This is a genomic window from Brevibacillus porteri (assembly GCF_003013475.1).
Classification (GTDB): Bacteria; Bacillota; Bacilli; order Brevibacillales; family Brevibacillaceae; genus Brevibacillus; species Brevibacillus porteri.
Genome location: NZ_PXZO01000073.1, coordinates 33,835 through 56,698 on the forward strand (window position 1 = coordinate 33,835; position 22,864 = coordinate 56,698).

The window sequence follows — 22,864 nt, forward strand, 5'->3', positions numbered from 1 at the left end:
TTCACAAAGAAACAGGCTGTACACATGTAACCATCTTGCACACGTGTACAGCCTTGTCCAATTACTTCGTGACGGAGTAACCTTCTACTCGGAAAAATACATGGTCACCAATATCTTCTCGTTCTACGATCTTGGCCTTGCCACCCCAACCTGTGTAATACTTTTCGTTAGACGTTGTATTTTTTTGGAATACTTTAACACCATTAAACCATAGGCAGGTTCCGATTGGATTATCTTGATCACTCAGATTTTGCGCAATATCCAATGAGTCTTTCCAAGCTTTACTTTTAAGAACTGGCTTCAGCATCTGATCGGATTCCGCACCATTAAACTGACCAGGGTGGAGAATCACAGACTCAAAAGTGGCTTTTTTCCCAAATTCTTTATGATGCGGAGCCTTATTTCTCACTAATTCTTTACGATTCTGAATTACGAAAGCAACTCCTCGTTTTCCTTCCTTTGATTCTGTACTCGCTTCAGCGTAAATAATGCGTGCTAGTAAATCTACACTATCACGACCTTCTAACTCATCGTAATTTTCCAATGGTTCACCGTATGGATATGCCATGTTTCATTTCTCCCTTATTGTGTGATAAGCAACTTTTTTTGACCGGTCATCGTCGCTTTCACCTATCTAGGAAAAAAACAGGGGTAAAACGGAACAGCTTTGCAAAAAAAAGTAAAGAATTTTTCATCCCCTGATTTTCTCAATAAACCGTGTCGTAATCTCCTGAACTCCCTCTTCTTTTGGGAGCTTGAGAAAACCCGCTAAGTTGTGAATTTCAGGTTGCATTTCTTCTAAGACTTTGAGTAACGCTTCATTGTCTCCAGATTTTGCTCGTTCGACCATTAAACTGAATGCGTAATTACATAATGGTGTAGTTTCTTTAGGCTTCGATTTTTGCATTGATTCACGCCTCTTTCTCCCATATTTAGTTCTTCTCCGACCTCTTTTGCTGTGAAGCCTTCTAAGACGATCTTGCGGATAACGTGCCTTTCCTTTTCATTGGATAGTTGCCGTAACAACTCTTCAACAAAAAGGCTTCCGTCGTGATTAACCGTGCCCAGATGCCTTCCAAAGTCGTCCAGAATCGGGCATTCATTACGCAGCCTCTTTCTTTCTCGATAGTTCAGGTTCCAGGCAATGCGTCGCAAAATTGTTCTGCATTCCTCTTTCGTCAAACGCTCACCTACTTTTTAAGAGTTTCGCAACCACAAAACCAAAAACAGGATCGTACGTTCGCTTTTCAAACAAAAAATAAACGTGCCAGATTCACACTGGCACGTCTCGATCTACTGTATCCATTTTACTAAATAATCCAGCTTCCTTGCTGATTCCTCCTGTAATGTAAACTTTTGTAAGTAAGTGTATTGTTAAATGCTTTCAAATTGCATTTTAAGACAAATAAAACAGCCCTCCCCGGATCGCTCCAAAGTAGGGCTTCGTTAATTTAGTAATCTTTGAAATGATTTATTGTCCTAAAACTTGAATTGGTTGTTTTTTGTTATTTTTGGTTCCATCTCCAATTTGTCCCCAAGGATTGCCTCCCCATCCGAAAGCAGCTCCTTCCGCACTTACCCCCAAAGAATGAACATTTCCAGACGATAAAGTTTTATAACCCTTTAAGTTAGTAATTTCAACCGGTAAGGAGTAATTAGTTATCTCTCCATTACCAAATCCTCCATGTCCATTGGAGCCCCACGCCCATATTGTTCCATCCTCTTTTTTGGCAAAAGAATAATATCTACCAGCTTCAACTTCTGTTACATTCTCAAGATTCATAACTTGTACTGGAGTATATTGGGTGGTCTTATTATTTATACCTAATTGTTCATATGAATTCTCTCCCCAAGCCCATACTGTCCCATCACTTTTCAAGGCCAAGGAATAATTGTAACCTGCTGAAATATCAATAATATCCGTCATCCCTTCGATCTGCACAGGTACCTTTGAATTATAAGTACTTTTCCCCAGACCAGATTGGCCATATTGATTATCTCCCCAAGACCATACAGTTCCATCATTTTTTAAAGCAAGTGAATGGAAACTCCCTGCTTTGATTTTTTTTACATCATCAAGATTTGCAACCTCAACAGGAATCTTAGAAGCTTTAGTTAAAGCTTTGTCGCCTAGCCCTAGTTCATGTTTCCCCCAAGCCCATACCGTTCCGTTCTCTTTCAAAGCCAAGTTAAATTCAGATCCCGCTGTGATATCTTTTACTTCATTAAGTCCTTCAATTTGAGCAGGTACAGTTATGGTGCTTCCATTTGCACTACCAACTTGCCACTGTCCATTAGCTCCCCAAGCCCATACCGTTCCATCTTTCTTTAATGCCAGTGAGTGTGATCCAGAACCTGCATCAATCTTTATAACATTACCTAGTTCAGACACTTGTTTTGGGACTGTACTCTCTTTAGTGGAGCCATCCCCTAATTGTCCGAATAAATTATGCCCCCAAGCCCATACTGTTCCATCTGATTTAAGAGCAAGTGAGTGATAACTACCAGCACTTACTAACTCAATCTTTTCGTGATCTTCACATGCAAATGCTTGTCCTACAGGCATCAACAGCAAAGCGGAAACTAGAAGACTTACTGATAATTTTTTGATCTTTTTCATGATTATCCCCTTTTAGTTATGATTTAACACTTTTTAAGTTTATTTAAAGTGTTTGAAAATGTCAAATTTTTCCATTTTAATGATAATTTGTATATATCTTGATATTACTAGTATAAATTCTTTAAACATCATAATTAAGCAACGCTTTCAAAGTTCTTAGAATTTCTTCCTCCTCTCAGTGAATCTGCTTTGAAATGTGCTACATCCCTCGCTTTCAATTCTGGGCTTTATGTTGTATAAACTCCTGCTGCCCAAGTTATTGAGTTTCTATTTTTATTTTACCGATTATTTTTTTTCTAACCGAAAACTCCGGAAGTGTAAACTTCTGTAAGCTTGTGTCCTTAGAGATATGTTATAGCCCTCCCCAAGATTGCTCTCCAAAGGAGGGCTGTTCCTATTAGAATGCAGCTAATAGTAATTCAAAAGCCTTCTGGATCGCCTGAACTTGCTCATCTGACAAAAACCCGTAGCCTGCCCCAATAATTGCAAGAACTCCCCCAACGAGCATCAATACACCCTGTTTCTTCTTGTTTGTTTTATCCATGAAACTCATCCTCTCAATTTTACTGTATTTGTACTACCATCCCACTCAATCTGTAGACAAAGCGCGGCAGCCAGCTCACGAGCTGGAGCATAAGCCGAACCCGTTAAGATCTGTTCATTTAGGTCTTTGCCATTAACGCGAACGTCCTTCGTCTGTTCAATCCACTCCACTTTTCCACCTGCAGCATTTGCAACCGCTCTTACAGGTAGCATGGATACACCATCCTGTAGGAAACCAGTCCCTGATAACAGCGAGCCATTCAGGCTGATTGCAACCGGGACTTGCTTTGGCTTATCCACTTTACCCACAGCTTTTTGCAAGAATTGTGAGTAATTTGTTCGGAATGTACCCATCGGGAATGCAGGACAGTTTTTCGATGCATAGCCGGGGTACTCCTGGTGACCAAACACCTGCTTCATGGTAGGAATCTGTACCTGCAGATGCTGGATCAGGCGATTCGCCGCATCAAGTTGTGCTGCTGTTGGTTGCTGTGTCCGGAAATCACCTACAAGACAAATGCCTAGCGCATGACGGTTGCTATTGCCAACATGGTAGGAGATTACCTCTGGTTCATTGCACCAGTAAATAACACCGTCTTTTTGGATCACAAAATGATAAGCAATGCCCGGCCATCCGTTAGTGCCTACATGATAGCGAGCAAATGCCTCCGGTGATCCGCTCAAGGTAGCCGAATGATGGATGGCTGCCGATCGGATGTCAGTCAGCTTACGCCTTCCATACCTTAGTGTTTTGTGTCGTGGCAAAGAGGCGCGAACGTCAACGACACGCGCACCTGGAATCGTCAAATTCATTCTTATTTTGTCTCCTTTCGTGCAGCACGCTCAGTCTTGGCTTTGATCTCCGAACCGACCAAATTTACGACCGACTTCGGCACAGGCCAACCTGCTCGGTGTGCATTCGCTGTGAGGCTGTTCCATGTATGATAGAGTAGACCGAATGTGACGCCATAAAACAGAAAACCGGGTGTGCCCATCACCCGATCCAGCAAATTTGCTACGGCCGGCAATGCAAAAAGAAACAGCGACCGTGGGATTCGGGAAAGGCCATAATCAGACGAGTAGGTATGGTCCTTTTTCGCTGCGGAAATACCAGTGATCCAATCGAGTGAAATCATAAGAAAAAGCACGATTAAAATATCGAGCCGCCCCTTTCCATAGAGGTACTGGAATATCGGGGTAAGAAACACTCCCGTGGTTGCTGCTATTCCGTTTGCCGGGGTAACTACGTTCTCTAAACTCTGTAAAAACTTCATCAGCTCATCTTCCTCCTCACCCCCCTCGGGGCAACAAAAATAGCCCCGCTAGGAACGAAGCTTACTCAAGGTCTTGTTGAAATAAAAAATCACCAACCTAGAATTCTTGGTTAGTGATTTGCTTGAATTCTTCCGGGGAGATTTCTCCGAAAGGATTTGATGTTGTTTTTACAGCCAGTCGCAACTTCTCAGCTGTGACCCACTTCATGCTAAATGCCACTGACCAAAATGCCATCAGTTACCACCTCCTTTCAACTGGATTAGCTCCAGTTTTACCATGGCCAGCTGCTCCCCCATTGTTTGGATTAACGCATCCTTTTGGATATTGCTAATTTTGAGTGTGGAAAGCTCCTGTCCCATTGTCATAACTGGATCTGTTTGTTGCTGTTCCCTAATCACTGAGATAGCCTTCTTATTTTGCATATCCATTAATCGAAAGCACCTCCGTAGCCGCTCATTCTGACTCGCTCTGTTGCTGTTCCCTTGGCAAGAATGACCCATAGATTGATTGCCCAATTTGCGGCAGTCTTCGTTTTATTTGTAAAGAGATAACCCCGATTTCCCTTTACCGCACCCGTGCAGTCTTCCCATGTTGGAACAGCATCCAAGTAGTTATTACAAACTTTCACACTTTCAATTGACGAGCCTTCTGGTAAATATCTCTCAAGTGTCACTAGTACACGTAACGGCATACCGTCTAATGTGAAGTCTGCTTTAATATCTGGATTTCCGTACTCTAGCATAAATTCGATATGAGTCTCTTTTCGGGTAAATGTGAAAATTCGCTCGGATGAGATTCCTGCGCTGTCCGTGGCAACGATCTTGATTTGATGCTGTACATCCAAATCCAATCGAATCCAAGCGTCATGACTGATTTCTACCGTGTATTGCTGCCCTGCCACACCTTGGAACGACCTGATTTGTTTCCCGTTCAGGTACTCGCTAAAAGTGAAATTGTTGCCTTCTGGATCGGTGGCAGAATACTTCACCGTGGGTGGCTGCATAAAGGAGCCGAGGTCTTTATTCTCGCCGTCGATTACTGGTGGACGGTTCCAAATGATCCGGAACTTCCGGATAACTTCTGTGCTTTTCCCCTGTTTGTTGTCCTCGGCCCACACTTTTAAGGTGTGATCCGTATTCTCCGCCAAGTCCGCGCCGACTAGATCGGTTGTGCCAGAGTAGACCCGTTTGTTTTTGTAGGTCAGTGTTTTGGCAAAAGGAATGGCTGTAGCTCCATCTGATACATTGGAATCTACAGCCAATATGGTTCCGTTATTAATTTGCAGGTAGATCGTAACGGGATCATTGGCGTCAGTATCAGTTACTGATCCCTGAATAGTCATTGTGTTGCCTTCCGATAATGTCTGATTTATTGTCGGGTCGGTAAACGGGAACTTTTGTCCAAGTCTTTCTCCAGTGTATTCAGGATCGACGTCTATCTTATTGTAAGTATCCTGACTTACTTGGTATATTCGGAATCCGTCAAAATACGCATATTCCCCTTCGTCTGCTGTTACAACCCCCCATACAGTGAGTGCATTAGCATTAGCAGTAGCAAGATCAGTAGGAGAAATTTTTACATGAGATGTATTGAATTGGGTACTATCAGTTAGTCTATTACCATCCTTATAGACAGAACCGTCAGCCTTGAATGACACCTTACAGAACGCAGAATCAGCATTACCGTTTTTCACATCTACCAGTGCAACGTAGTATTGACTCTTGTCCACAAGGGTTAATAAATCTCGACTCCAAAACCCGCCAGTAGCCTTGCTACCATAACCAGAAATTGAATATCTGATACCGTTGTTCCCATATTTCTTATTGTTTGATTCAAGAGTCAAAGAAATATAAACTGAACTCTTTGTCCATTTACTTGTGTCCTCACAATTGCCATCTGCCCCTAGAAGATTCTCTGGTGGTGAAGTAAGTTTTAGTGTTGGTGATGTATTTAATGCCTCGAGCACCGGTCGCCATCCACCCATTGCTTGTGAAGATTTAGCTGTATCATTTAAGAATCTAGCTGAGTAGTAACCTCTTATAACACGACCTGCAGCTGTAGCATCTTGTCCCCATGTATGAGCGTAGAACCAATTCCAATACTGATTATGCGTACCATTCAAATCAGAGCTATTTTGTGTGTTGTCAAGGTCAGAGCTTGTAGGCACAGGCAATCCACTGATTCCAGCCTCGTTTACAATAATACGGTCCCACTCATTACTCACAGGAGAACCACCTGCATAATTATCTGACCCTCGTCTGCTAGTCCCCCCTGTAAGTAGTCGTAAAATATATTGTTGACCATCAATCGTAATATTTTTTCCGCTTGCTAAAACTAGAGAATTTAAGACATCCCACGCAATGCCCCAGAGTATGACCCTATCTGAGATTAGCAATCTTTTTCCGTTGTCGTTAACCTCTCGCCATTGTATTTTGTAAGCATCATCAGAATCTGTATCTCGTATTTCAATCGACTGATTGCTATACATTGGTATGTTACCACGCCCAGGCGCTCCTGATGGAGTTACGTAAATATCCCATGGTCTCGTGGGTCTTTCCCTCTTTGTCCCACCTAGATAAAGCGTTCCGAGTTTAATTAGGTCTCCTGTTGCCATTGATACTTGCCTCCCTTCTGCAAATGGCCGTTATTTGAAGTAATAAAACTCAACTTCAGGTCACCTCCTCCACAAAAATACACCCCCGTCCTAAAAATAGATGGGGGGGGTAATATCAACGTGTTTTCAATTTTGACTTGTTGTTTTTACCAACAATTCTTCCCACTCAGGAATTAACAACTTATTTGTAATATGTTTTAAATCATCGGGTACAACAACATTACACATCAATTCTAAGCTGTTTCCATCTGGGTCATCAAAATATACTGAAGCATTCCCTAGATACGGACGAACAAATGGTTCAACAGAGTTTCTCCTCCCAAATGGCACAGCCTTTACTTGAATTGATTCCAACCACTGCAAAGATTGCTTTAGATCGTCATAAGATACCTGAAAAGCAATATGCCGCAAAGAAGGATGGTAAGGAGTCTGATGCTCTTTCCCTTCCCATAGACCAAGCCAGCTCTTTCCTTCCTCAATCCAAAAGAAGGCAGTTTCATCATCTCGCCAAGCAAATTTCAGCCCAAGTCTAGTATAAAATTCTATTGAAACTTCCAAGTTTTTCACAGGCAAATGAGCCTCGTACAATCCTTTAATCAAGTAACATCACTCCCATCCACACGAGTTATTATACTTTTTAATATCATATATTTGCTTATCATCAATTGTAAATAATAATTTTCTAATTATTCCAATGATAATGGCTGTTATTGGCAGGTTTCCTCATTCTGGAGTTACACCTCCAACCGACTTTGAGCCTCGTTATAGTAGCCCCGAATCACCCTGATTGAGCTGATAGTGGACAGGTCATCGTTAAAATTGTTGTGTACAAATCCGTCAGGCAAGGTGGATTCGATCGTATTCACTCGGACTTTCAGGTTCGAGACATCTGCTTTTAACACCGCAAGCTCTGCGTGAGCATCCGCAATCCCTCGCTCCCAACGGTTTATGTCATGCTCGGTAACAGGATCGTCATGCTTCCAATCCGTTTTTGCTACATACGACACCTACACTCCTCCTCTCGTTTCAATAACAAAGGTCAGGTTTACAAACTGTGCCCCGTTCATTTCGATAGTCTCTGTTTTCTCAGCAACTACAGCTCCCGTCCGAGTCCTCAACTTCACATCCGTGATGACTGGCACGCTGGCTACATGTTGAGCAGATACTTGTAGTGCTATCCCGTCTTGAATGCCCGCAATCGGATGTGAGGAAATCTCCACAGCCTGTACAGGCACCGAAACTGTCCCGTTTATTAATATGTCGCCGCCAGATACCCTAGCTAGCAAGTCATTCCGAGCGGTTTGCAGATAGCTTGGCAGGATCATTTCACGACCTCCTCATAACGCTTGATTGGTGTCATTCCTACTCGAAACTCATAGACCTTGTGATACTCCTTTATCCCGACAACTAAGACGTCTCGCAACTCGATTTTTTCGGACACCACAGGTTCAAAGGCGACACCATTACAATGTACTGGTCTGATCCTCTCAACCGCATGTACCGCGTTCTTTGTATCGAATCGATCTTCAATCGGGTAAACGTACCGAATAACCTTCTTCCCGAAATCTTCAACCATCTGGACTTGCTTAAATGCGGATGAACTCAAACCAATTGCACGTAGCACGCTTGGGGTAAATCCAAGATACGACCAGTGCTTTTGCTGGATGTTTTTGCGCCGTTCTTCAATGCTCAGCAATTGCTTTCTTCCAAAATAAATCCAATCCCAGACATCCAACCCCCAGGTAGCTGACCATGGGCTAAACTGCTGTAAGATGTCCTCGTGCTGCGTATTGAAAGCATCGATTGCTTCTGCCGATCCTTCAAAATGGTACTCTGCTACGTCATTCTCGTACCACTGGGGCGGTAACTTGCGTCTATAGCGCTCAGGTATCATGTTGTCACCGCCATGGTTAGGGTCGATACAGAATCAGCAGGAACCGTTAAATTCAATTCCCCGCCGTTTAGGATGTAGCTCGTGAAGTCGGTAACGCCGTCTACGAAAAAGAGCGCCCCGATCTGCTGGTACACGATCTGAGAACGCCCTTTTAGGTAGGTTTTGATTTGTGTGGTAATTTGGTCTTTGACCTTCTCGAATTCCGCATCAGGCCGCAAGACAAGTTTTACAGCGATAGTCACCGGATAAACGTTCGCTGGCAGTACCTGCAAGTCGTGCAAAGCCCTTCGTTTGTCTTCCAGTTTCGTCCGCACACTCGTAGCCAGTTCCTTCCCCGCAGGGTTGCCTGTCAGGTCTGTGATATACAAGTCGATAGATAGGTCATGCCGCGCCTTCTCGATTGCAACTGCTCCGCCTACTCCATCAATGTTTCGCGCCCACCGCTCGTAGTCTTGGCGCCTGCCGTCTCCTTCTTCGGTACGGGCTCGGTCGATAAGGCGTTGTCGGTAGGCGTCGTCCGTTTCTCCCTCGTTACGAGGTAAGCCGAAGAACACTCCTGTAGCATCCAAGAACTCCCCATCTGCCCAAGGCAGGAACCGCTGGAGAAACCCGTACTCCAATAGCTGTTGTTGATCGCTTATTTCCTCCGCAATCGGGTATCCGAGGTCATAAAAGATTTCTCCCTCTTCTGTCGCTGGGGGCGTGTCTCCGCGCAACTGTGCGATGGCCAACATCCGGTTAGCCATACGCTGATAGATTTGATCAGGCGTCTCACGTAGAATGGGCATGGTCGGTTTTTCTATCGTTGCCATGTATCCACCTCCAATCGGGTTTTACCCCTTATGCCTTCAATTTCGAGTGAAAAAACCAATCGGTTCTCCTCAAACTTTATTCCGAATACTTCCACATGCTCAATCTCACCATGAGCCTCAAGCGCTTCTTGTACCTGTGTCTTTATAGTTGGCACCGAAATCACTGAGCGCATTCTCCCCACTTCAAAGAGGAAATCCACACCATACTGTTCTGAATAAATCTCGTACCGGAAACGACGCGTATTCAGGATTTTCTTTGCAGTCTCCTCCAAGTACTCCGCGTATGTAGTCGTCCTCAAATACCGACCATCCGGTCCTTGCATTAGTTGTTTTGTGGTCCTGTCAAATTTATATGTCCATGGAATAGGATCGTCCACAGACTGAATGAGTTGTGTCTCATCACCTTCCAGAGTGGGAAACATCACTCCACCACCCCAATGAGGAGATATTGACCGTTCGTGCAGGAAATTAAAGCAACCATTTTCCCTATATCCTCTTGGCGTAATTGGGCTGAGCGCAAGGTAACAATCTCATCTCGTTCCAACGGTGCTGGGTCCTCATCCAGTTTTACAGACAAGGGTGAGAGCGACAAAAGCTTGCCGAACTCCCCTTGCGTATTCTCAATGCCGTCCTGTGTCAGCCCTCTCAGTTTTGCAATAGCTGCATGCATACTATGTCCTCCTTTCCAGTTGCAAGTCCATCGTATATTGGCCGCCCTTCCATCTGGCGTTGCAGTTTGTCACAATCCAATCGGTTACTGTTTTTTTGTCCTTTTCCGTGATCTTGATGAGCCAGCCCGCGCGAAGTCTTGCAGCGTTATTGTCTTCATGCCTGACGGTGATTGTGCGTGTTTTTGGTATCTTCGATAATTCGGAGAGTTGCTTCGAAGCAAGGGAAGATATGTTTTTCTCTTCTCCCGCATCGATCATCTTTTGCATTCTACCGATTTGCTTGATCAATCCCGCGTTCTCTTTGGTGACACTAGATGCTAGGCTATCCCCTTTGTACTTCTCAACGGTGACCACCGTATAGACTTCCTCAATACTCTCCCCTGTGGAACTTTTCTCTAACATGCTCGCCTGAAACATAGGGACAACTTTGTTCCCGCCTTCTGGTAGTACAGTCAGTTTGTCGCGTAAATGCTGAATGAAGTATCTCTTTCCTGTCTTTTCATAAGCCTTCTCCGTTAGAAACGTAAACAAGGACGCGTAAGACTGAGAAGAGAGGCGTTCCTTGATGTCAAAACCAAAGGCAGGACAACTAAACTGGATACCCGTTGCCTTCACAATGCGCTCTAACTCCCTTCCAGCATCGCCATTCAGCTTGATCCGTGAAGTCTCGTTCTTTTGCAAGTACCAGCTCAACTCGTAGGCGGTGGCAGAGAGGTCGCTTGTCTTTTCGTCTCGTTCAAACCGGACGATCGGACCATGAAAAAACTGCATCGACTCCTTCGGTTCAAAGCCCGAAAAAAGCATCAAAAAACCCGCCGATTGTAGGGGCGGGGCTTGGCGTATGTTGATATCTGCATTCTGTGCAATTTGTCCTCGTGATGAGGTCCACGATAGTTCCAGCGTCGCCTTTGTAAGATCGACCCTTGAAGCATCTTGGCCATAGATTACTTTCATGCTGCGCCCTCCCCCCCTTGTCTACGGAGTAAATCCGGTTAATTTCTGGCTAATCTTTTGCTTTTGTTGTTCCTGGACAACAGGTTCAATAAGCGACACCTTCTTTTTTGCTTTCTTCCCTGTTGTATTTGCACGTTTACTCGTTTGCTTGGTGATGACTTTGCTTGGTTGTAATACCTGCTTGGAATTTGACCAAGAAACAAAATCCGATTTGATATAGATCGGGAACTCAATCGTCCCTCTAAAGCTCCCATTGATCCCCGAGAATTTGCCTTCACACGGGCCAATGAGCACGTTCCACGCCAGATTCAATTCGTCGATCGTTAGCAAAACTTCCGCATGCGACAATCGATCCAAGCCAGCAAGCCACTCCCTCGGCCCCTGATATCCTTCAACCTCCACCAGTGGATTTTCAGGGTCGCCCGGGAGCAAAAATTCAAATGCAATAGATTTTGCTTTTCTGCCCGTGTAACGGTTTAATGAGTCCAACGTGATGGACGTTGTTGCCTCTACATCACTCCCGTAACCCTTGAACTGTACTTCTCCGGGTGTGACTGGAAAGGTCAGCCTGTATTTGCCTTGTAGACGGATCATGCGGCACCCCCGTTCGTTTCCACTGCATCAACGATCAATTTTTCCACCGACTGTGATAGCTGGTTCATAACTGCGGGTGACTTCAACAATGCGATGAACTTCTCTTGGTTGATATCGCCCGAGATATGCAGATGGAGTTGGATAGGCGCGTCGACTTTCACCTGGACAACTTTCGGCTGATTGGAACCAAACGAAGAGCGCAACGGCCCGACCATACCGCCATTTGCATATGGAGTTACCCCGAGTTTCCTTGTGGTATGACCCAGCAACTCCAACGCGCGTTTTCTTCTACCGGCTGAAAGAGGGATGATCACTTCTGGCCCGGCTTCACCGACGAGTCCCAAATGCGGTTTGTTGATCATTCCACCGTTGGCGTACTTCTTCCCCCAGCCAAATAAGTTCGAGAGACCAGCACCCACACCAAGGATGTTGTCTTTCGCAGATTGTACCTTGTTCCCCAGCCAATTTCTCGTATTTGCGTAGCCGTTTCCAATCATGCTGCCTATGTTATCAATAGCGCCATCAATCGGTTCTTGGTACTTATCATAAAGGGTTGTAGCTAACCATTCGCCACCTACCGTACCTGCCAAGCCGCCAAGAGCTCCACCAGCCATTGTTCCCGCTCCCGGAGCCGCTATGGACCCAAGTGCTGCTCCAGCTATGACACCACCCAACGCGCCGCCTCCCATACCGCCGATCACTTTCATGATCGTCCGGTTCCTTTCTTGCTTATTATCCGCGTTAGCAATGTCCCATACGTCCATGGCATAACCGATAGGCTTTACTGCCTTTCCCACAAACTTTAAAGCTTTTCCGAACTTTAAGTCTAAATTTCTCGTACGGTGTGCGTCTGCTCGTAACCGCATAGCATCGTCGATACTCGTTGCTGACGACATGCTGGCATGGTAGTTATTCCAACGCTGCTTGATCATCTTTTTGAAAGAGTTGCTCGTGCCTTCGACTACTCCTGCTGCATAACCGATCGGATCGTTATTGTCGTCAATGAATCCCTTCACGGCTGCAACACGGTTTTCCCACTTGTTCGTATCAATCCCCAGCCGAGCCCCAACTTGCTTCCACAATTCGTAGGCTCGATTCTTTCTACCAGATGAAAGCGGTATGATTGCCTCAGGTCCAGCTTCGCCGACCAACCCAAGGTGGGGCCTGTCGATTACCCCGCCGTTTGCATATGGCTTCGCTTTGGCTGTCGTCTTCCCAAGAGTAAAGCCGCTGGCCAAATCTTGGAACGTGCTTGTGATACCAGTTTCGATGGTGCTAGGCAGATTGGAGAACCACGTCTGCACGTCAACGATGAACTGATCAAACATTTTTGCGGCTTCGTCCAGCCATTTTTTTATCGAGCCAGGCAAGGTGCTGACCCAACCAACAAACGCGTCTTTGATTTCTATTCCTTTTTGGCCCATCGCAACTGCAAGTTCCCCAGCTTTTTGCCACCCCATGTCGCGGAGTTGACTGAACTTTTCACTCCCATATCCGACGATGTAACCAAGAGAAGCAACAAATCCGTCAGGCATGTTGCCCCAAAATCGGTCAAACTCTTGCTTTGCTGGTGCGAGAAATCCATCTATCTTCGAGGATATTCCAGATGCGTACTGACTAATCGCCCCCATTCCATCTTCTGCAACGTCAAACAGCCACTTTCCGAAGGCTTCCCCACCGATAGCTCCACCGATTGCACCTACAATGCCTCCGACAAATGTTCCGATGGGGCCAGCTCCCACACTACCCAATGCAGCACCAGCTAAGGCACCTCCCCCGACTCCTCCTAGCCACCCGCCAATTGAACCCCACAGGTTCTTGCTATTTCCTTCGGTAGCCGCTGTAGCAGCCACGTCAACTGCCCCTAACAATGCGCCAATCATGGGAACCTTCTTCATCACTTTCGATAGCATAGAGAATCTTGAGCCCATAGCCCCAGCTCTCGATGCAATATCGGATGCAGACTCCCCGACCGTACCACCAGCGCGTCGAATTGCTCCCCTTCGAAGGTCTTCTCTCCTTATCGTTCTCCGGTGCCTATTTCTCCGGTTTCCTGTCTCTCCGGTTCCACCACCACTCGCTGCGTCACCAACATCTTGTGCGAATTGTCCTGCTGCTACATTCCATAAAGCCCTTCCCGCAGCAAAGGCGGCAGCTTTCAATCCCCACAGCCCTGCTGCTATCCCTACTCCGACGACGCTAAGTGTTCCAAGTGCACCTTCTGGAGACATGCCGTCCAACTTCTCTTTCAGCCACTTCACTTTGGCAGATAGGAATTCCATGGCTGGGGCAAGGTCTTGTCCCACGACGACACCCAACTCAATAAACTCATTGATCAGCGTGTTTTTTGCCTGTTGAAAACCATTGAGTGGGTTACTGTCCTTATAGACTTGAAAGCTTTTGTCCAGCTCGCCTTTTAATTTGTATTGATCATGCTGACTTTGACTGATTCCCCCGGCTTTACGTAATAGTTCAGCAAACGCCTTTGTGCCCAGGTCTTCACCCGGCCCCGAACCAATCTCATTGAGTAACGCTTGCCGCACTTCTTCATCTTTGATCGAGCCGAATGTCTGCATCAGCATACCGACAGCGCTTTGTCTTTTCGCAATGTCCCCAGAAGAAATTAGCTTTTGTACAGTCTTCGCTTCCTCTTCAGCTTGTTTCTGTGCTTCTTTTGACTCGATCCCCATGGATTCGTATGCTGTTTTCAATGCATTTGTCAGGTCGCCTTCGTTGTACAACTTCAGTGTCGTTTCCTTCAGTGCATCAAAACCTTTATCGATAGACCACAGGCCGTTCATTTCTTCCATCAACGCGGCCAGCTTCTCCGGTGTATCCAAAAACTTCGTAACCTGTACGCTGTACTCGATCAGGCTATCCAGTGCCTCACCTCGAATGTCCGTGGTGTTCTTGGCGACCCGTGCAAGAGAATCGCCGAATCGTCCAGTGTCATTAATGTCTTTCCATGCGTTTTTCATGGCAAACATCGTCTTTTGGTACTCTTCGACACCACCCATGTCTGGCCGAATTGCATTTAGCTTCAATGCTTGCTGAGAAATTGAATAGGCGCTTGCTTGATCTAAGCCAGCCTTGCCTGAATAGCGTTCTGAATCGGTAAGCAAATCGGATACCGTCGCTCGATCTACGCTTTTATTTAGGGTAGTCAGCTCGGTCACTTGTTTTCTGTATCTGGCCATCTCTTCTTTGGTGGCTCCGATCACAGCTCTACGCGCTTCCGCCTCCGCAGAAGCCACGATTTGGTCGAATAACCCGATTCCACCCACCACTCCAGCACCAGCAGTAGCACCCGTTACAGCAGCCGTTAAAATGACTTCGGCTTTCGTGCCGTTGAGGTCCCTTACTTCATTTCTTACCCTTGCGATTTCTCGCTCTGCCTGATTATCTGCGGTGATCGTTGGCCTAGCTCTGGTACTGCTCAATGATCGTAACTCGGTCTCAAGCCGCTCAACTTCGCGTCGCATACCCTGTATTTCTTGTCGAAAAGCTTGTTCGCTCTGCTCAGCTGCCCGTCGTACATTTCGCAACTCATCCGCAACATCTTGCGTGGACTGTTCCAAGTGTCCAAGTTCTCTCCTAGCTACACGTGAGGCCCGGACAATATTTAACAGTTCCGGTGATATTCGATTCTGTGCGCCAAGTACCGCTGTTACGCCTAGACGGTTCATTCGGTCCACCTCCAGCCCAAGAAACGAAAAAGACGCCCATCAAATAGGCGTCTGATGTCTCGTATTCATAATAGTAATACTCCAATGAGCGACAACACATGAACCCCTCCTGTGAAACTTCTCTCCCCAATGACATGATGTCATGTCGCTCGGGAAAGAAGGAGACAGAAGACATCTAACCTCCACTATCTTCTACCTCTACTCCTTCACAAGCGAACAAAAAAAGCTTCTGCATATATGGGTCTACTTCATACTCTACGACTTCCGAGGGGAGTCGGTTTCGATTAAGCCATATTCTTGCAAGTAAATTTGCCTCCCCATCGGAACGGATTAGTTTTTTAGCTCCTCAATAGCCTCTTCTTCCGTTTCTGGCGTATCTTTTGATAGTTCTTCAACTGCTCCGAGTAACGCTTTGTACCCTTCTGGATTATTCTTGAAAAGTCGGGCGGGCAAATCGTACTTATCTTTGGCTTTATATGCCTTTAGCAGCTCCTTGTCATTCCAAGGAAATGCGTGTTCCGTTGCTTTTACGATTCGAGCATCACTATATTTTAAAGCATCGAAATCACCGTCTTTTTCTGCCATTTTGAGGCACGCTCGGCTATCCAATAGATTCAGCTTCCGAACAGACCATTCATCTCCATCGATTATCACCGTCGTGGTTACGTGCTCTACTGCTTCATTTGCCTTTGCCAGATATTTTTGCAACAGATTACTCATACTGTTCACTCTCCTAATTGTTTAATAGATTTAGTCTTCATACTCCGTAAACTTCTCAAGGAAGTCCGGTTTATCGTTGGTTTTCCCTCGCAATTCATAAGTGCCTTTGTCATTTCCTTCTGCCTTTGCCTCAAAGATCGTGAGTTCTTCCGGAACCAAGCGAATGTTTGTAAGACGCACGCGTTCTTTTACATCATTCTCTTTATCCCATTGCTCACCAATCAGCATAGGTATGATAGGAGTCTTCCCTTGCGTGATCTTGTCGATGATAAAGTATTTCAGATCAGCGTTTTGGGCTGTAAGGATCATTGTCACCTCAACATGATAAGAGACGATATCTTCCGTCTCTCCTTTTCGCAAGCGGTGAACAGGTTCTACTTGCGTTTTAAATACCGCTTTTGCCTCCAAGATGCCCTGAAAAGGGTCTCCGTCCTCATCGTAAACTTGTGTGTTTTTCAGATACAGGTTATGTGCTGCCACTCCTAGATCACCTCCCAGTCGATTTCGAAGTATTCAATGGCATCCAAAGGACGAGCTGACAACAAGAAGCCTCGACGATCCCCTTCACCATTTTTCTTATCAGTGAAAGTCCATCCGGTATCAATGGCTCCTTGTCTTTCGCGTTCTTCCAAGTACAGCTTGCAGCCACCTACGAAGACGGCTCCGCCCAGGTCGTTATTGCTCAGCTTACCTTTGTACTTTTTGCCCACAGCATTCATGTCGTTTACAATCTGATCCATGGTCATGCTGACGCGAATTTTGCCGTAGTCCTCCCGCTCATTTGGCCCGATCACGGACAGCGTGTTGACGGCACTTTCGATGATGTAGACATCACCGTCACGCGTGGCAATTAGCGTGCCAGAGCTAAGGGCACCTATGATATCACCATGGCCCCAATCCCTTAGTGCTTTTTTCAGTGGAACAATGACTCCGGTCAAAGACTGATTTGCTGGGGTTGCTGCTAACATACCAGCTAACCATGCCGCCCATTGAAGGCTGCTGTATGACTTCCCGTTGGTGTGTGTTCCCGCAATAGCGCAATTGACCACATAGCGAGCATTCATGGAAACAGAACGCTCGATGTGCTTCGTCATGTTTTCGTCATCTGCTTCCTTGCCCGCAATAACCAATGTGCTGAGCTTCTTGCTGAGTGAACGCCGATCCTTAATGAACTGCTTGGCTGAAATCGTAATCGCTGGATCGTCAAAAGGCAGATACATGGTGTCGAAGTCAGCTCCGGAAACAGCAGTAAAAAGCTTCGTAGCGTCTGTTGAAGTTAACCCTGTGTTACCAGTAGTTCCCCCGGTCAGGGCTGTCTCTGCAACATCAGTAATCGCAACATCCCCCGTTTTGGTTGCTCGAACATAGAGTGATTGGGATGTTTTTGCGACAAGCTCGGCTGCATCTGCAAAAGAGAATTTCTCGATTTTGATCGGCCCTTTGACTTGGATCTCCTTTTTCCCCGGTTCAGCCGTGGATGGGGAAATTGAAATTTTTAATTCATTGCCACGAAGCCCTGGATAAAGCGCCTCGATCTTGATTGCATCCGCCTGTGTATACTCGGCTTTTTTTGCATTTCCATTTGTGATTCGGTACGCGAGAATCGTAGCGCCGCCTTCTGAAGCAAGCTCGATGTTATCTACTTCTCCAAAGGTTTCTGCGACACGTTCGTCATAGCTGGTTATCTTGACCAAAGTATCAGGAGCTCCCCACTCTGCTTGATAGGGAACCAAGACAACGCCGCTTTTGGGCACGATACGTTCCTTCGCTTTTGTGATTAGTTCGACCATTGTTCCCGGACGTTCTCGTTGAATCGTCATCTTTACACACCGCCTCTATATTTTGTTAACCGACGAGCAACGTCTTTCTCGGTCAACATGTGATGATCGGAGACATCAAAAAGAGCGCCAGCAATTTCGAACCTTTCGGCTCCAAACTGTGGTGCTCTTTCAATCCACTCCGTTTTCAGTAGTTTCGGTTCGGCTTTAGCAGCCTGCCGCTCTCGCGGTTCTTGCTGAGTTGTCACGATTTCCAATCCTCCTCGATTTCGAATGTGTGGACTCTCGGCATATCGGTTATAGGAATCGGGACGGTATATTCAAAGCGAAAAGTAATCTCTGTCCGGTCTTTTTTGTCAGACCGAACCCGAAAAGTGGTGTTGTCGATGTTGATATACAGCCCGTCCGTCTTCCCGCGATAACTGTACCGCTCACGCCTTAATAATTGTCGGAGTGGCTCGGTAAAAATCGGTTCATAAACCTCTTGGCCTCCCTTTATCACTTTTTTGTGATGCAATACAATCCCCGCGTCGGAAATGATTTGGTACGACGTCAGAGTATTGCCACGTTCTGAAACCTCTTGGGTCTGAATGAACGCCACAGGTGGTTTAAAATTACCCGATAGCCACACATCCAAGCTGTACAGGATAGCGAGGGAAGGGAATGCCTCGTTGATTAAATCGATAATGCATGACAAAGCCCGGTTCTCCATCACCTCAACATCCTTTCCAGCTCAGTTTGTAACATCCGTTCGAGCAGGGCCTTCATACCGCCTTGGAAATCTCTCAAGGCGATATCAAAATATTTGCGGCCGATAAAACTACGAGGCTTGACCATGAAGCCACCTTTTGCAGATGGGTCATAGATGAACTTACCTACTCCATTCCAATACCCCGGAACGAAATACGACTTGTCGATCGTATAGCCTTCATTGAGGTACTCTGCATAGGTCAGATTGGAGCCGACTTCCAGCGACAAAGTGTTCCGGTCTCCATCGAACTGCCAAACGTTATTCTGATCGCCTTGCGTGAAGGAATTCCACAAGGTCCCTGTATCAATCAGGTCTTGACTGTCGAGCTCATCAATAACATGGTTGAGTAGTTCTTCCCCCAACTGGTAATAGATGCGCTGCATGATGTCAGGTAGCTCCCTGTTAAATTGCCCCATGCGCTCTTCAAACTGTTTGAAGTCCACTACTCCGCACCCCGTTTTTGTTGGATCGCTGTCACAGCCAGAAACCGTCGCCCTGGTCTGGCATCAACCACAACAAACTCCCCAAGGTTAGGTAAATCAAGCCGATCATCTTTTCGTACCTCCTGACCCAATAAGAAGGCGAGTGACGCTTTATAATCCCATTCCACCGGATCGGTATTCGCTGGACGTTGCCACGACGATTCCACAGCACGCACACAGCCGACAACTGTCTGTGGGGGTAACTCGGTAGTGGAAACTATGTTGCGCTCACCCTGAATCGTTCCTGTACGTTTCAGAACGATCTGATCATTCATCCGATGGTTCATAAGATCATCGCCTTCACGTTACCCCCGTCAGTCGTTTCGGCTGTGAAGGACATCCACTGACGAAGCAAAGAATCGACCAGCGGGCTTCCTGTTGTGACAGCAGCTCTTTCAACCGACCAGGAGTAACCCTGATCACTTTCGGACATGATGCCCCGCGCTTCCGCACCCAGCACCTCGTCATTGTCCGTCAGGGCCATCCCCTCAACCAAACGGAAGTGAGCCACTTCTAGCCTTGCGTCATCGTCCACAAACGGCCGTGACGTGAAAAGCTCGATCCTTACCCTTGCCTCACTGATAAGATAGGAAAGCCGCTCAGGTGTCGAATCCCGAACGGCTCGTGTGCTACTCTGCTTCTTGACCTTCTCCGACGTCAGCATCTAATGACCCTCCTTCTGGTGAGGAAGTATTTGTGGTCCCTTTTTGCTGACTGCTTGGTTTGTCTGGCTCATAAATCTTGAAGTCATCACATGTCTTTAATTTATCCAGCACTTTTTTATCCTTTATCTCAATTGGCTTGTCCTTTTGAAAACGAAACCCGAGAGTCTGGAGCGAATTATTCTCCCCAATATATGTGACGAGCATTAAAACTCAACCCCTTCAACGTAGGCAACCGCTGCCGGCTCCTCAAAGATTGGGTCGAAGTCGGAATGGATAGCATAGAAGCGCTTGTCAGCATAGATTGCCTCTTTACCCTCTGTCGTCTTCCGGATTTGCATGGCGTAGGTGTTAACCATCACGAAGTTAGGCTGATATGTGAAAATAACAGCGCCTTCTGGCATATGAGCAACTTCTTCTACATCATAAGAGTTGATTTTCTTTACGCCGCCAGTGATCTGCAACTGAATAGATGCGCTCGTGTCTTTTTCCGCCAGTCGTTGCAGACGCTCAGAGAACGTATTCGGATGCATGAAGTATTTGAATTGGCCTGCTGCCCGATGACGGGTAGGTACAGCTCGCTCCAATTCGAAAAAGATACCTAGTTTTTCAGCAGCAGTAATCGTTGCCCAATCGATGTAATTCCCTTTTGTTTTGGCAAGCTTCAGCCATCCGTCATTGAGCTTCAAGAAATCATAATCGGGGTTCGTATTCGGTGTAACTGTATCACCGTTAAATCCGATGTCCTGCATATTGTCACCGTAATTCAGAGTCATATGTTTCAGAATGATCTGCTCAGCATTTTGGCCACGTATGCGCTCGGTTTGTCGGATAAACTCCTCTGTAATTTCAAATGGCAGGACAGCAGGAGTAACAGAATAAGGAACTTGTGGGAAGTTTGGTGTTTTAGTGTTTGTTGCTTCTTTGTCCTCCACCTTTCCTCGAAGGTTTCGTCCGGTTACACCTATTTTGTCAATGGTCCCTTGAGCCGATGTGCGGGTTTCGTGTCGGATTCCTTTCAAAAATGCAGTGGAATCGTACGCCATTTCCATAAATTTATTGACTTGCTTGTAATTTAAAGCAGAAGTATCAACCGACGTTGTTGTTGCAGCTTTAGTAATGATTTGTCCATTTGTTCTCATGTGTACACCCTCCTTACAACAGCCCACTAAAGGAACTATCGTCTTCATTTTTTTGAATTGGATCTCCAGGCTGTTGCTGACTGGAACCTCTTGCATTTTTGATCAATTGGACCTCGTTCCCCAACGTTTCCATTTGCTTTGAAATAGGCTCTAATGCCTTGGCAACAGCTTCAGTCAATGCGGCCGTTGCCGGATCAGTTTGTTGCCCCTCGTCACCAGCTCCACCTTCTGCCTTCTTGAGCTCTGTTACTTCCGTCTGCAAATCAGTCAATTGCTTGGTAATTGGCGCCATAGCCGCAGCAACTGCTTTTTGAATATCTTCTGGTTTCATGTCTTCTTCCTCCTCGTCTCCTGCTTGGTCATCTACTTCTGCCAGCAGGTCGGTAATTGTGGTGTGGGCTTGTTTCAATTTGTCCAAGCGAGCTGCCGACAGCTTTTTCCCTGCCTTGGCAATTTGTTCAGGCGGTTTGCCCAACGCCTTCGCAATGTCGTTGGCTCCAAGAATCTCTTGCAGAATGTCGGCAAAGTCCTGAATCGCTTCTCTTGCCTTTTCTGGGTCACTTTCAAACTCGTAACGATCCGTCTGCCAGTTGTAGCGCTGAACCGTACCCGAAAACGAACTCCAAGCAGTCCAGAAGTCGTTTGACTTCTTGTTACGCTCATACTTGTCTTTTACCTCGCCTTTGACGATGCGAGTCAATGCTTTGGCAATGGAATGCAGAAGCCCCTTCTCAACCGTTTCATTCCCGGTATCAGAAGAGGCTTCCTGAATTTTTTCGCGTTTTCCGACTCCCCACATGGAGAATCCTGTGATTTCGCCTTTTTCGATTTGTTCCCACGTATCTGCGTCCGTTACTTTTACACCAGCCACCCATGACCCCTTTTTGATTTCTTGATCGCCAAACGTCATGTCTACTGGAGCAATGTACGACTCCACGACATACCCTTTGTCAGCCTCTAGATCATGCTGTTTGTCAATGTTGTACGAGTTCTGGCGCTCCAAGAAACCATGAGCAGCCTTTTCAATTTCATCGGCTGTCATACTGTCTCCATGCGCGTCTGTGACGTCTGGCTCGTAGACAAGCCCATAAACAATCTGCTTGGCTTTGTCCGCTTTTGCAATACGAATGTCCTTCTGCAATGACTCCTTGCCCTCTTCCTTGATAATGGCAAACGGGCGACCATTAGCACCCTTGTCCACCAATGAAATGTGCGTGATTCTTGCATCTTAGTTTATTAGTCACCTGTATTCACCCCCTTCCTAAAATTTGAAATATTTGTTAGTATACCCAATAGTATCACTCCTTAACTATTAAAGTATGGAGGAAGAATTTTAATGGATAAAAAGTTATCGAGTATTTTTTCTTTTTTGTTGGGTCTGGCTGTAATTATAGGCTCTCTAATTGCTATCTATTTTTTATTCAAAACTTTTTGGGAAACTTTTAAAGAACTACAGCCACCTGTTGCGGGTGCTTTTATTACTGGATTCGTGACAATAATAGTAGCTGTAGTATCATTAATTTTGGCGAAACGATATGAACTAAAAAAAGAAATTGAGCAATCTCACAGATCCAATAAGTTACCATTGTACGAAGAGTTCCTTGTTTTTTATTTCCGATTATTAATGTCCATCAGAACTGGAGAAACCTCTATAGCCCCCTAGAGA

Annotated in this window: 32 protein-coding genes; 1 reads left to right on the forward strand and 31 read right to left on the reverse strand. The window is 45.9% G+C overall.

The annotated features are described in order from the left end of the window. Nucleotides 1–61 precede the first annotated feature (61 nt). The 31 genes from C7R92_RS30990 to C7R92_RS31130 form a co-directional block, all read right to left on the reverse strand. The gene (locus tag C7R92_RS30990) at nucleotides 62–568 is read right to left on the reverse strand and encodes a cell wall hydrolase (protein ID WP_063231077.1); all 507 of its coding nucleotides are present in this window, start codon (nucleotides 566–568) and stop codon (nucleotides 62–64) included. Nucleotides 569–691: 123 nt separating this feature from the next. Further along, a complete protein-coding gene (locus tag C7R92_RS32525; protein ID WP_146147644.1) occupies nucleotides 692–907 on the reverse strand; it encodes a helix-turn-helix domain-containing protein in 216 nt (71 codons plus the stop codon). Further along, on the reverse strand, nucleotides 850–1,182 hold the full coding sequence (locus tag C7R92_RS33480) for an RNA polymerase sigma factor (protein WP_106836787.1): 333 nt from the start codon (nucleotides 1,180–1,182) through the stop codon (nucleotides 850–852). The genes C7R92_RS32525 and C7R92_RS33480 overlap by 58 nt, the downstream gene beginning before the upstream one ends. 289 nt (nucleotides 1,183–1,471) lie before the next feature. Next, on the reverse strand, nucleotides 1,472–2,620 hold the full coding sequence (locus tag C7R92_RS31000; protein WP_106836788.1) for an RCC1 domain-containing protein: 1,149 nt from the start codon (nucleotides 2,618–2,620) through the stop codon (nucleotides 1,472–1,474). A 397-nt stretch (nucleotides 2,621–3,017) separates the two neighbouring features. After that, entirely contained in the window at nucleotides 3,018–3,164 is a 147-nt protein-coding gene (locus C7R92_RS32170; protein ID WP_158265787.1) for a hypothetical protein, read from the reverse strand. A 5-nt stretch (nucleotides 3,165–3,169) separates the two neighbouring features. Then, the gene (locus C7R92_RS31005; RefSeq protein WP_106836789.1) at nucleotides 3,170–3,976 is read right to left on the reverse strand and encodes an N-acetylmuramoyl-L-alanine amidase; all 807 of its coding nucleotides are present in this window, start codon (nucleotides 3,974–3,976) and stop codon (nucleotides 3,170–3,172) included. Between the two features lie 2 nt (nucleotides 3,977–3,978). Continuing rightward, on the reverse strand, nucleotides 3,979–4,437 hold the full coding sequence (locus C7R92_RS31010; RefSeq protein ID WP_106836790.1) for a phage holin family protein: 459 nt from the start codon (nucleotides 4,435–4,437) through the stop codon (nucleotides 3,979–3,981). A gap of 97 nt (nucleotides 4,438–4,534) precedes the next feature. Continuing rightward, the gene (locus tag C7R92_RS31015; RefSeq protein WP_106836791.1) at nucleotides 4,535–4,672 is read right to left on the reverse strand and encodes an XkdX family protein; all 138 of its coding nucleotides are present in this window, start codon (nucleotides 4,670–4,672) and stop codon (nucleotides 4,535–4,537) included. Next, the gene (locus C7R92_RS31020; RefSeq protein ID WP_106836792.1) at nucleotides 4,672–4,866 is read right to left on the reverse strand and encodes an XkdW family protein; all 195 of its coding nucleotides are present in this window, start codon (nucleotides 4,864–4,866) and stop codon (nucleotides 4,672–4,674) included. Before C7R92_RS31020 ends, C7R92_RS31015 begins: the two co-directional genes overlap by 1 nt. Further along, the gene (locus tag C7R92_RS33050) at nucleotides 4,866–7,052 is read right to left on the reverse strand and encodes a hypothetical protein (protein ID WP_244195881.1); all 2,187 of its coding nucleotides are present in this window, start codon (nucleotides 7,050–7,052) and stop codon (nucleotides 4,866–4,868) included. Before C7R92_RS33050 ends, C7R92_RS31020 begins: the two co-directional genes overlap by 1 nt. 126 nt (nucleotides 7,053–7,178) lie before the next feature. Then, the gene (locus C7R92_RS31030) at nucleotides 7,179–7,652 is read right to left on the reverse strand and encodes a VOC family protein (protein ID WP_106836793.1); all 474 of its coding nucleotides are present in this window, start codon (nucleotides 7,650–7,652) and stop codon (nucleotides 7,179–7,181) included. Nucleotides 7,653–7,786: 134 nt separating this feature from the next. After that, entirely contained in the window at nucleotides 7,787–8,059 is a 273-nt protein-coding gene (locus tag C7R92_RS31035) for a hypothetical protein (RefSeq protein WP_106836794.1), read from the reverse strand. After that, on the reverse strand, nucleotides 8,060–8,377 hold the full coding sequence (locus C7R92_RS31040; protein WP_106836795.1) for a hypothetical protein: 318 nt from the start codon (nucleotides 8,375–8,377) through the stop codon (nucleotides 8,060–8,062). Beyond that, nucleotides 8,374–8,946, reverse strand: coding sequence for a putative phage tail protein (locus C7R92_RS31045; RefSeq protein ID WP_106836796.1), 573 nt, complete (start codon nucleotides 8,944–8,946; stop codon nucleotides 8,374–8,376). Before C7R92_RS31045 ends, C7R92_RS31040 begins: the two co-directional genes overlap by 4 nt. Beyond that, on the reverse strand, nucleotides 8,943–9,758 hold the full coding sequence (locus C7R92_RS31050; protein WP_106836797.1) for a baseplate J/gp47 family protein: 816 nt from the start codon (nucleotides 9,756–9,758) through the stop codon (nucleotides 8,943–8,945). Before C7R92_RS31050 ends, C7R92_RS31045 begins: the two co-directional genes overlap by 4 nt. Further along, a complete protein-coding gene (locus tag C7R92_RS31055; RefSeq protein WP_106836798.1) occupies nucleotides 9,746–10,180 on the reverse strand; it encodes a DUF2634 domain-containing protein in 435 nt (144 codons plus the stop codon). Before C7R92_RS31055 ends, C7R92_RS31050 begins: the two co-directional genes overlap by 13 nt. Next, the gene (locus C7R92_RS31060; protein WP_106836799.1) at nucleotides 10,180–10,428 is read right to left on the reverse strand and encodes a hypothetical protein; all 249 of its coding nucleotides are present in this window, start codon (nucleotides 10,426–10,428) and stop codon (nucleotides 10,180–10,182) included. Before C7R92_RS31060 ends, C7R92_RS31055 begins: the two co-directional genes overlap by 1 nt. Before the next feature lies 1 nt (nucleotide 10,429). Next, entirely contained in the window at nucleotides 10,430–11,383 is a 954-nt protein-coding gene (locus C7R92_RS31065) for an XkdQ/YqbQ family protein (RefSeq protein ID WP_106836800.1), read from the reverse strand. A 21-nt stretch (nucleotides 11,384–11,404) separates the two neighbouring features. Further along, nucleotides 11,405–11,977: a hypothetical protein gene (locus C7R92_RS31070; RefSeq protein WP_106836801.1), complete on the reverse strand. Its 573-nt coding sequence runs from the start codon at nucleotides 11,975–11,977 to the stop codon at nucleotides 11,405–11,407. Then, nucleotides 11,974–15,663: a hypothetical protein gene (locus tag C7R92_RS31075; protein ID WP_106836802.1), complete on the reverse strand. Its 3,690-nt coding sequence runs from the start codon at nucleotides 15,661–15,663 to the stop codon at nucleotides 11,974–11,976. The genes C7R92_RS31070 and C7R92_RS31075 overlap by 4 nt, the downstream gene beginning before the upstream one ends. Before the next feature lie 330 nt (nucleotides 15,664–15,993). Then, complete coding sequence (locus tag C7R92_RS31080) at nucleotides 15,994–16,383, reverse strand: phage tail assembly chaperone (RefSeq protein ID WP_106836803.1); 390 nt, start codon at nucleotides 16,381–16,383, stop codon at nucleotides 15,994–15,996. Nucleotides 16,384–16,413: 30 nt separating this feature from the next. Beyond that, nucleotides 16,414–16,863 carry a hypothetical protein gene (locus tag C7R92_RS31085; RefSeq protein WP_106836804.1) on the reverse strand — a complete coding sequence of 150 codons (450 nt, stop codon included), beginning with the start codon at nucleotides 16,861–16,863 and terminating at the stop codon, nucleotides 16,414–16,416. Between the two features lie 2 nt (nucleotides 16,864–16,865). Then, complete coding sequence (locus C7R92_RS31090) at nucleotides 16,866–18,203, reverse strand: phage tail sheath subtilisin-like domain-containing protein (protein ID WP_106836805.1); 1,338 nt, start codon at nucleotides 18,201–18,203, stop codon at nucleotides 16,866–16,868. Between the two features lie 2 nt (nucleotides 18,204–18,205). Beyond that, nucleotides 18,206–18,409 (reverse strand): hypothetical protein, encoded by a 204-nt coding sequence (locus C7R92_RS31095; protein ID WP_106836806.1) that lies wholly within the window; start codon nucleotides 18,407–18,409, stop codon nucleotides 18,206–18,208. After that, complete coding sequence (locus tag C7R92_RS31100; RefSeq protein WP_106836807.1) at nucleotides 18,406–18,873, reverse strand: hypothetical protein; 468 nt, start codon at nucleotides 18,871–18,873, stop codon at nucleotides 18,406–18,408. The genes C7R92_RS31095 and C7R92_RS31100 overlap by 4 nt, the downstream gene beginning before the upstream one ends. Continuing rightward, a complete protein-coding gene (locus C7R92_RS31105) occupies nucleotides 18,873–19,355 on the reverse strand; it encodes an HK97 gp10 family phage protein (protein WP_106836808.1) in 483 nt (160 codons plus the stop codon). The genes C7R92_RS31100 and C7R92_RS31105 overlap by 1 nt, the downstream gene beginning before the upstream one ends. Further along, a complete protein-coding gene (locus C7R92_RS31110) occupies nucleotides 19,355–19,681 on the reverse strand; it encodes a hypothetical protein (protein ID WP_106836809.1) in 327 nt (108 codons plus the stop codon). The genes C7R92_RS31105 and C7R92_RS31110 overlap by 1 nt, the downstream gene beginning before the upstream one ends. Continuing rightward, nucleotides 19,678–20,058, reverse strand: a complete 381-nt coding sequence (locus tag C7R92_RS31115) for a DUF3199 family protein (protein ID WP_106836810.1) — start codon at nucleotides 20,056–20,058, stop codon at nucleotides 19,678–19,680. Before C7R92_RS31115 ends, C7R92_RS31110 begins: the two co-directional genes overlap by 4 nt. Then, the gene (locus C7R92_RS31120) at nucleotides 20,024–20,263 is read right to left on the reverse strand and encodes a hypothetical protein (protein WP_106836811.1); all 240 of its coding nucleotides are present in this window, start codon (nucleotides 20,261–20,263) and stop codon (nucleotides 20,024–20,026) included. The genes C7R92_RS31115 and C7R92_RS31120 overlap by 35 nt, the downstream gene beginning before the upstream one ends. Continuing rightward, nucleotides 20,263–21,198 carry a major capsid protein gene (locus C7R92_RS31125; RefSeq protein WP_106836812.1) on the reverse strand — a complete coding sequence of 312 codons (936 nt, stop codon included), beginning with the start codon at nucleotides 21,196–21,198 and terminating at the stop codon, nucleotides 20,263–20,265. The genes C7R92_RS31120 and C7R92_RS31125 overlap by 1 nt, the downstream gene beginning before the upstream one ends. Before the next feature lie 13 nt (nucleotides 21,199–21,211). Next, the gene (locus C7R92_RS31130; protein WP_244195882.1) at nucleotides 21,212–22,399 is read right to left on the reverse strand and encodes an XkdF-like putative serine protease domain-containing protein; all 1,188 of its coding nucleotides are present in this window, start codon (nucleotides 22,397–22,399) and stop codon (nucleotides 21,212–21,214) included. A gap of 135 nt (nucleotides 22,400–22,534) precedes the next feature. On the opposite strand from C7R92_RS31130, the gene C7R92_RS31135 reads away from it, so the two are divergent. After that, nucleotides 22,535–22,861, forward strand: coding sequence for a hypothetical protein (locus tag C7R92_RS31135; RefSeq protein WP_106836814.1), 327 nt, complete (start codon nucleotides 22,535–22,537; stop codon nucleotides 22,859–22,861). The last annotated feature ends 3 nt before the right edge of the window (nucleotides 22,862–22,864 follow it).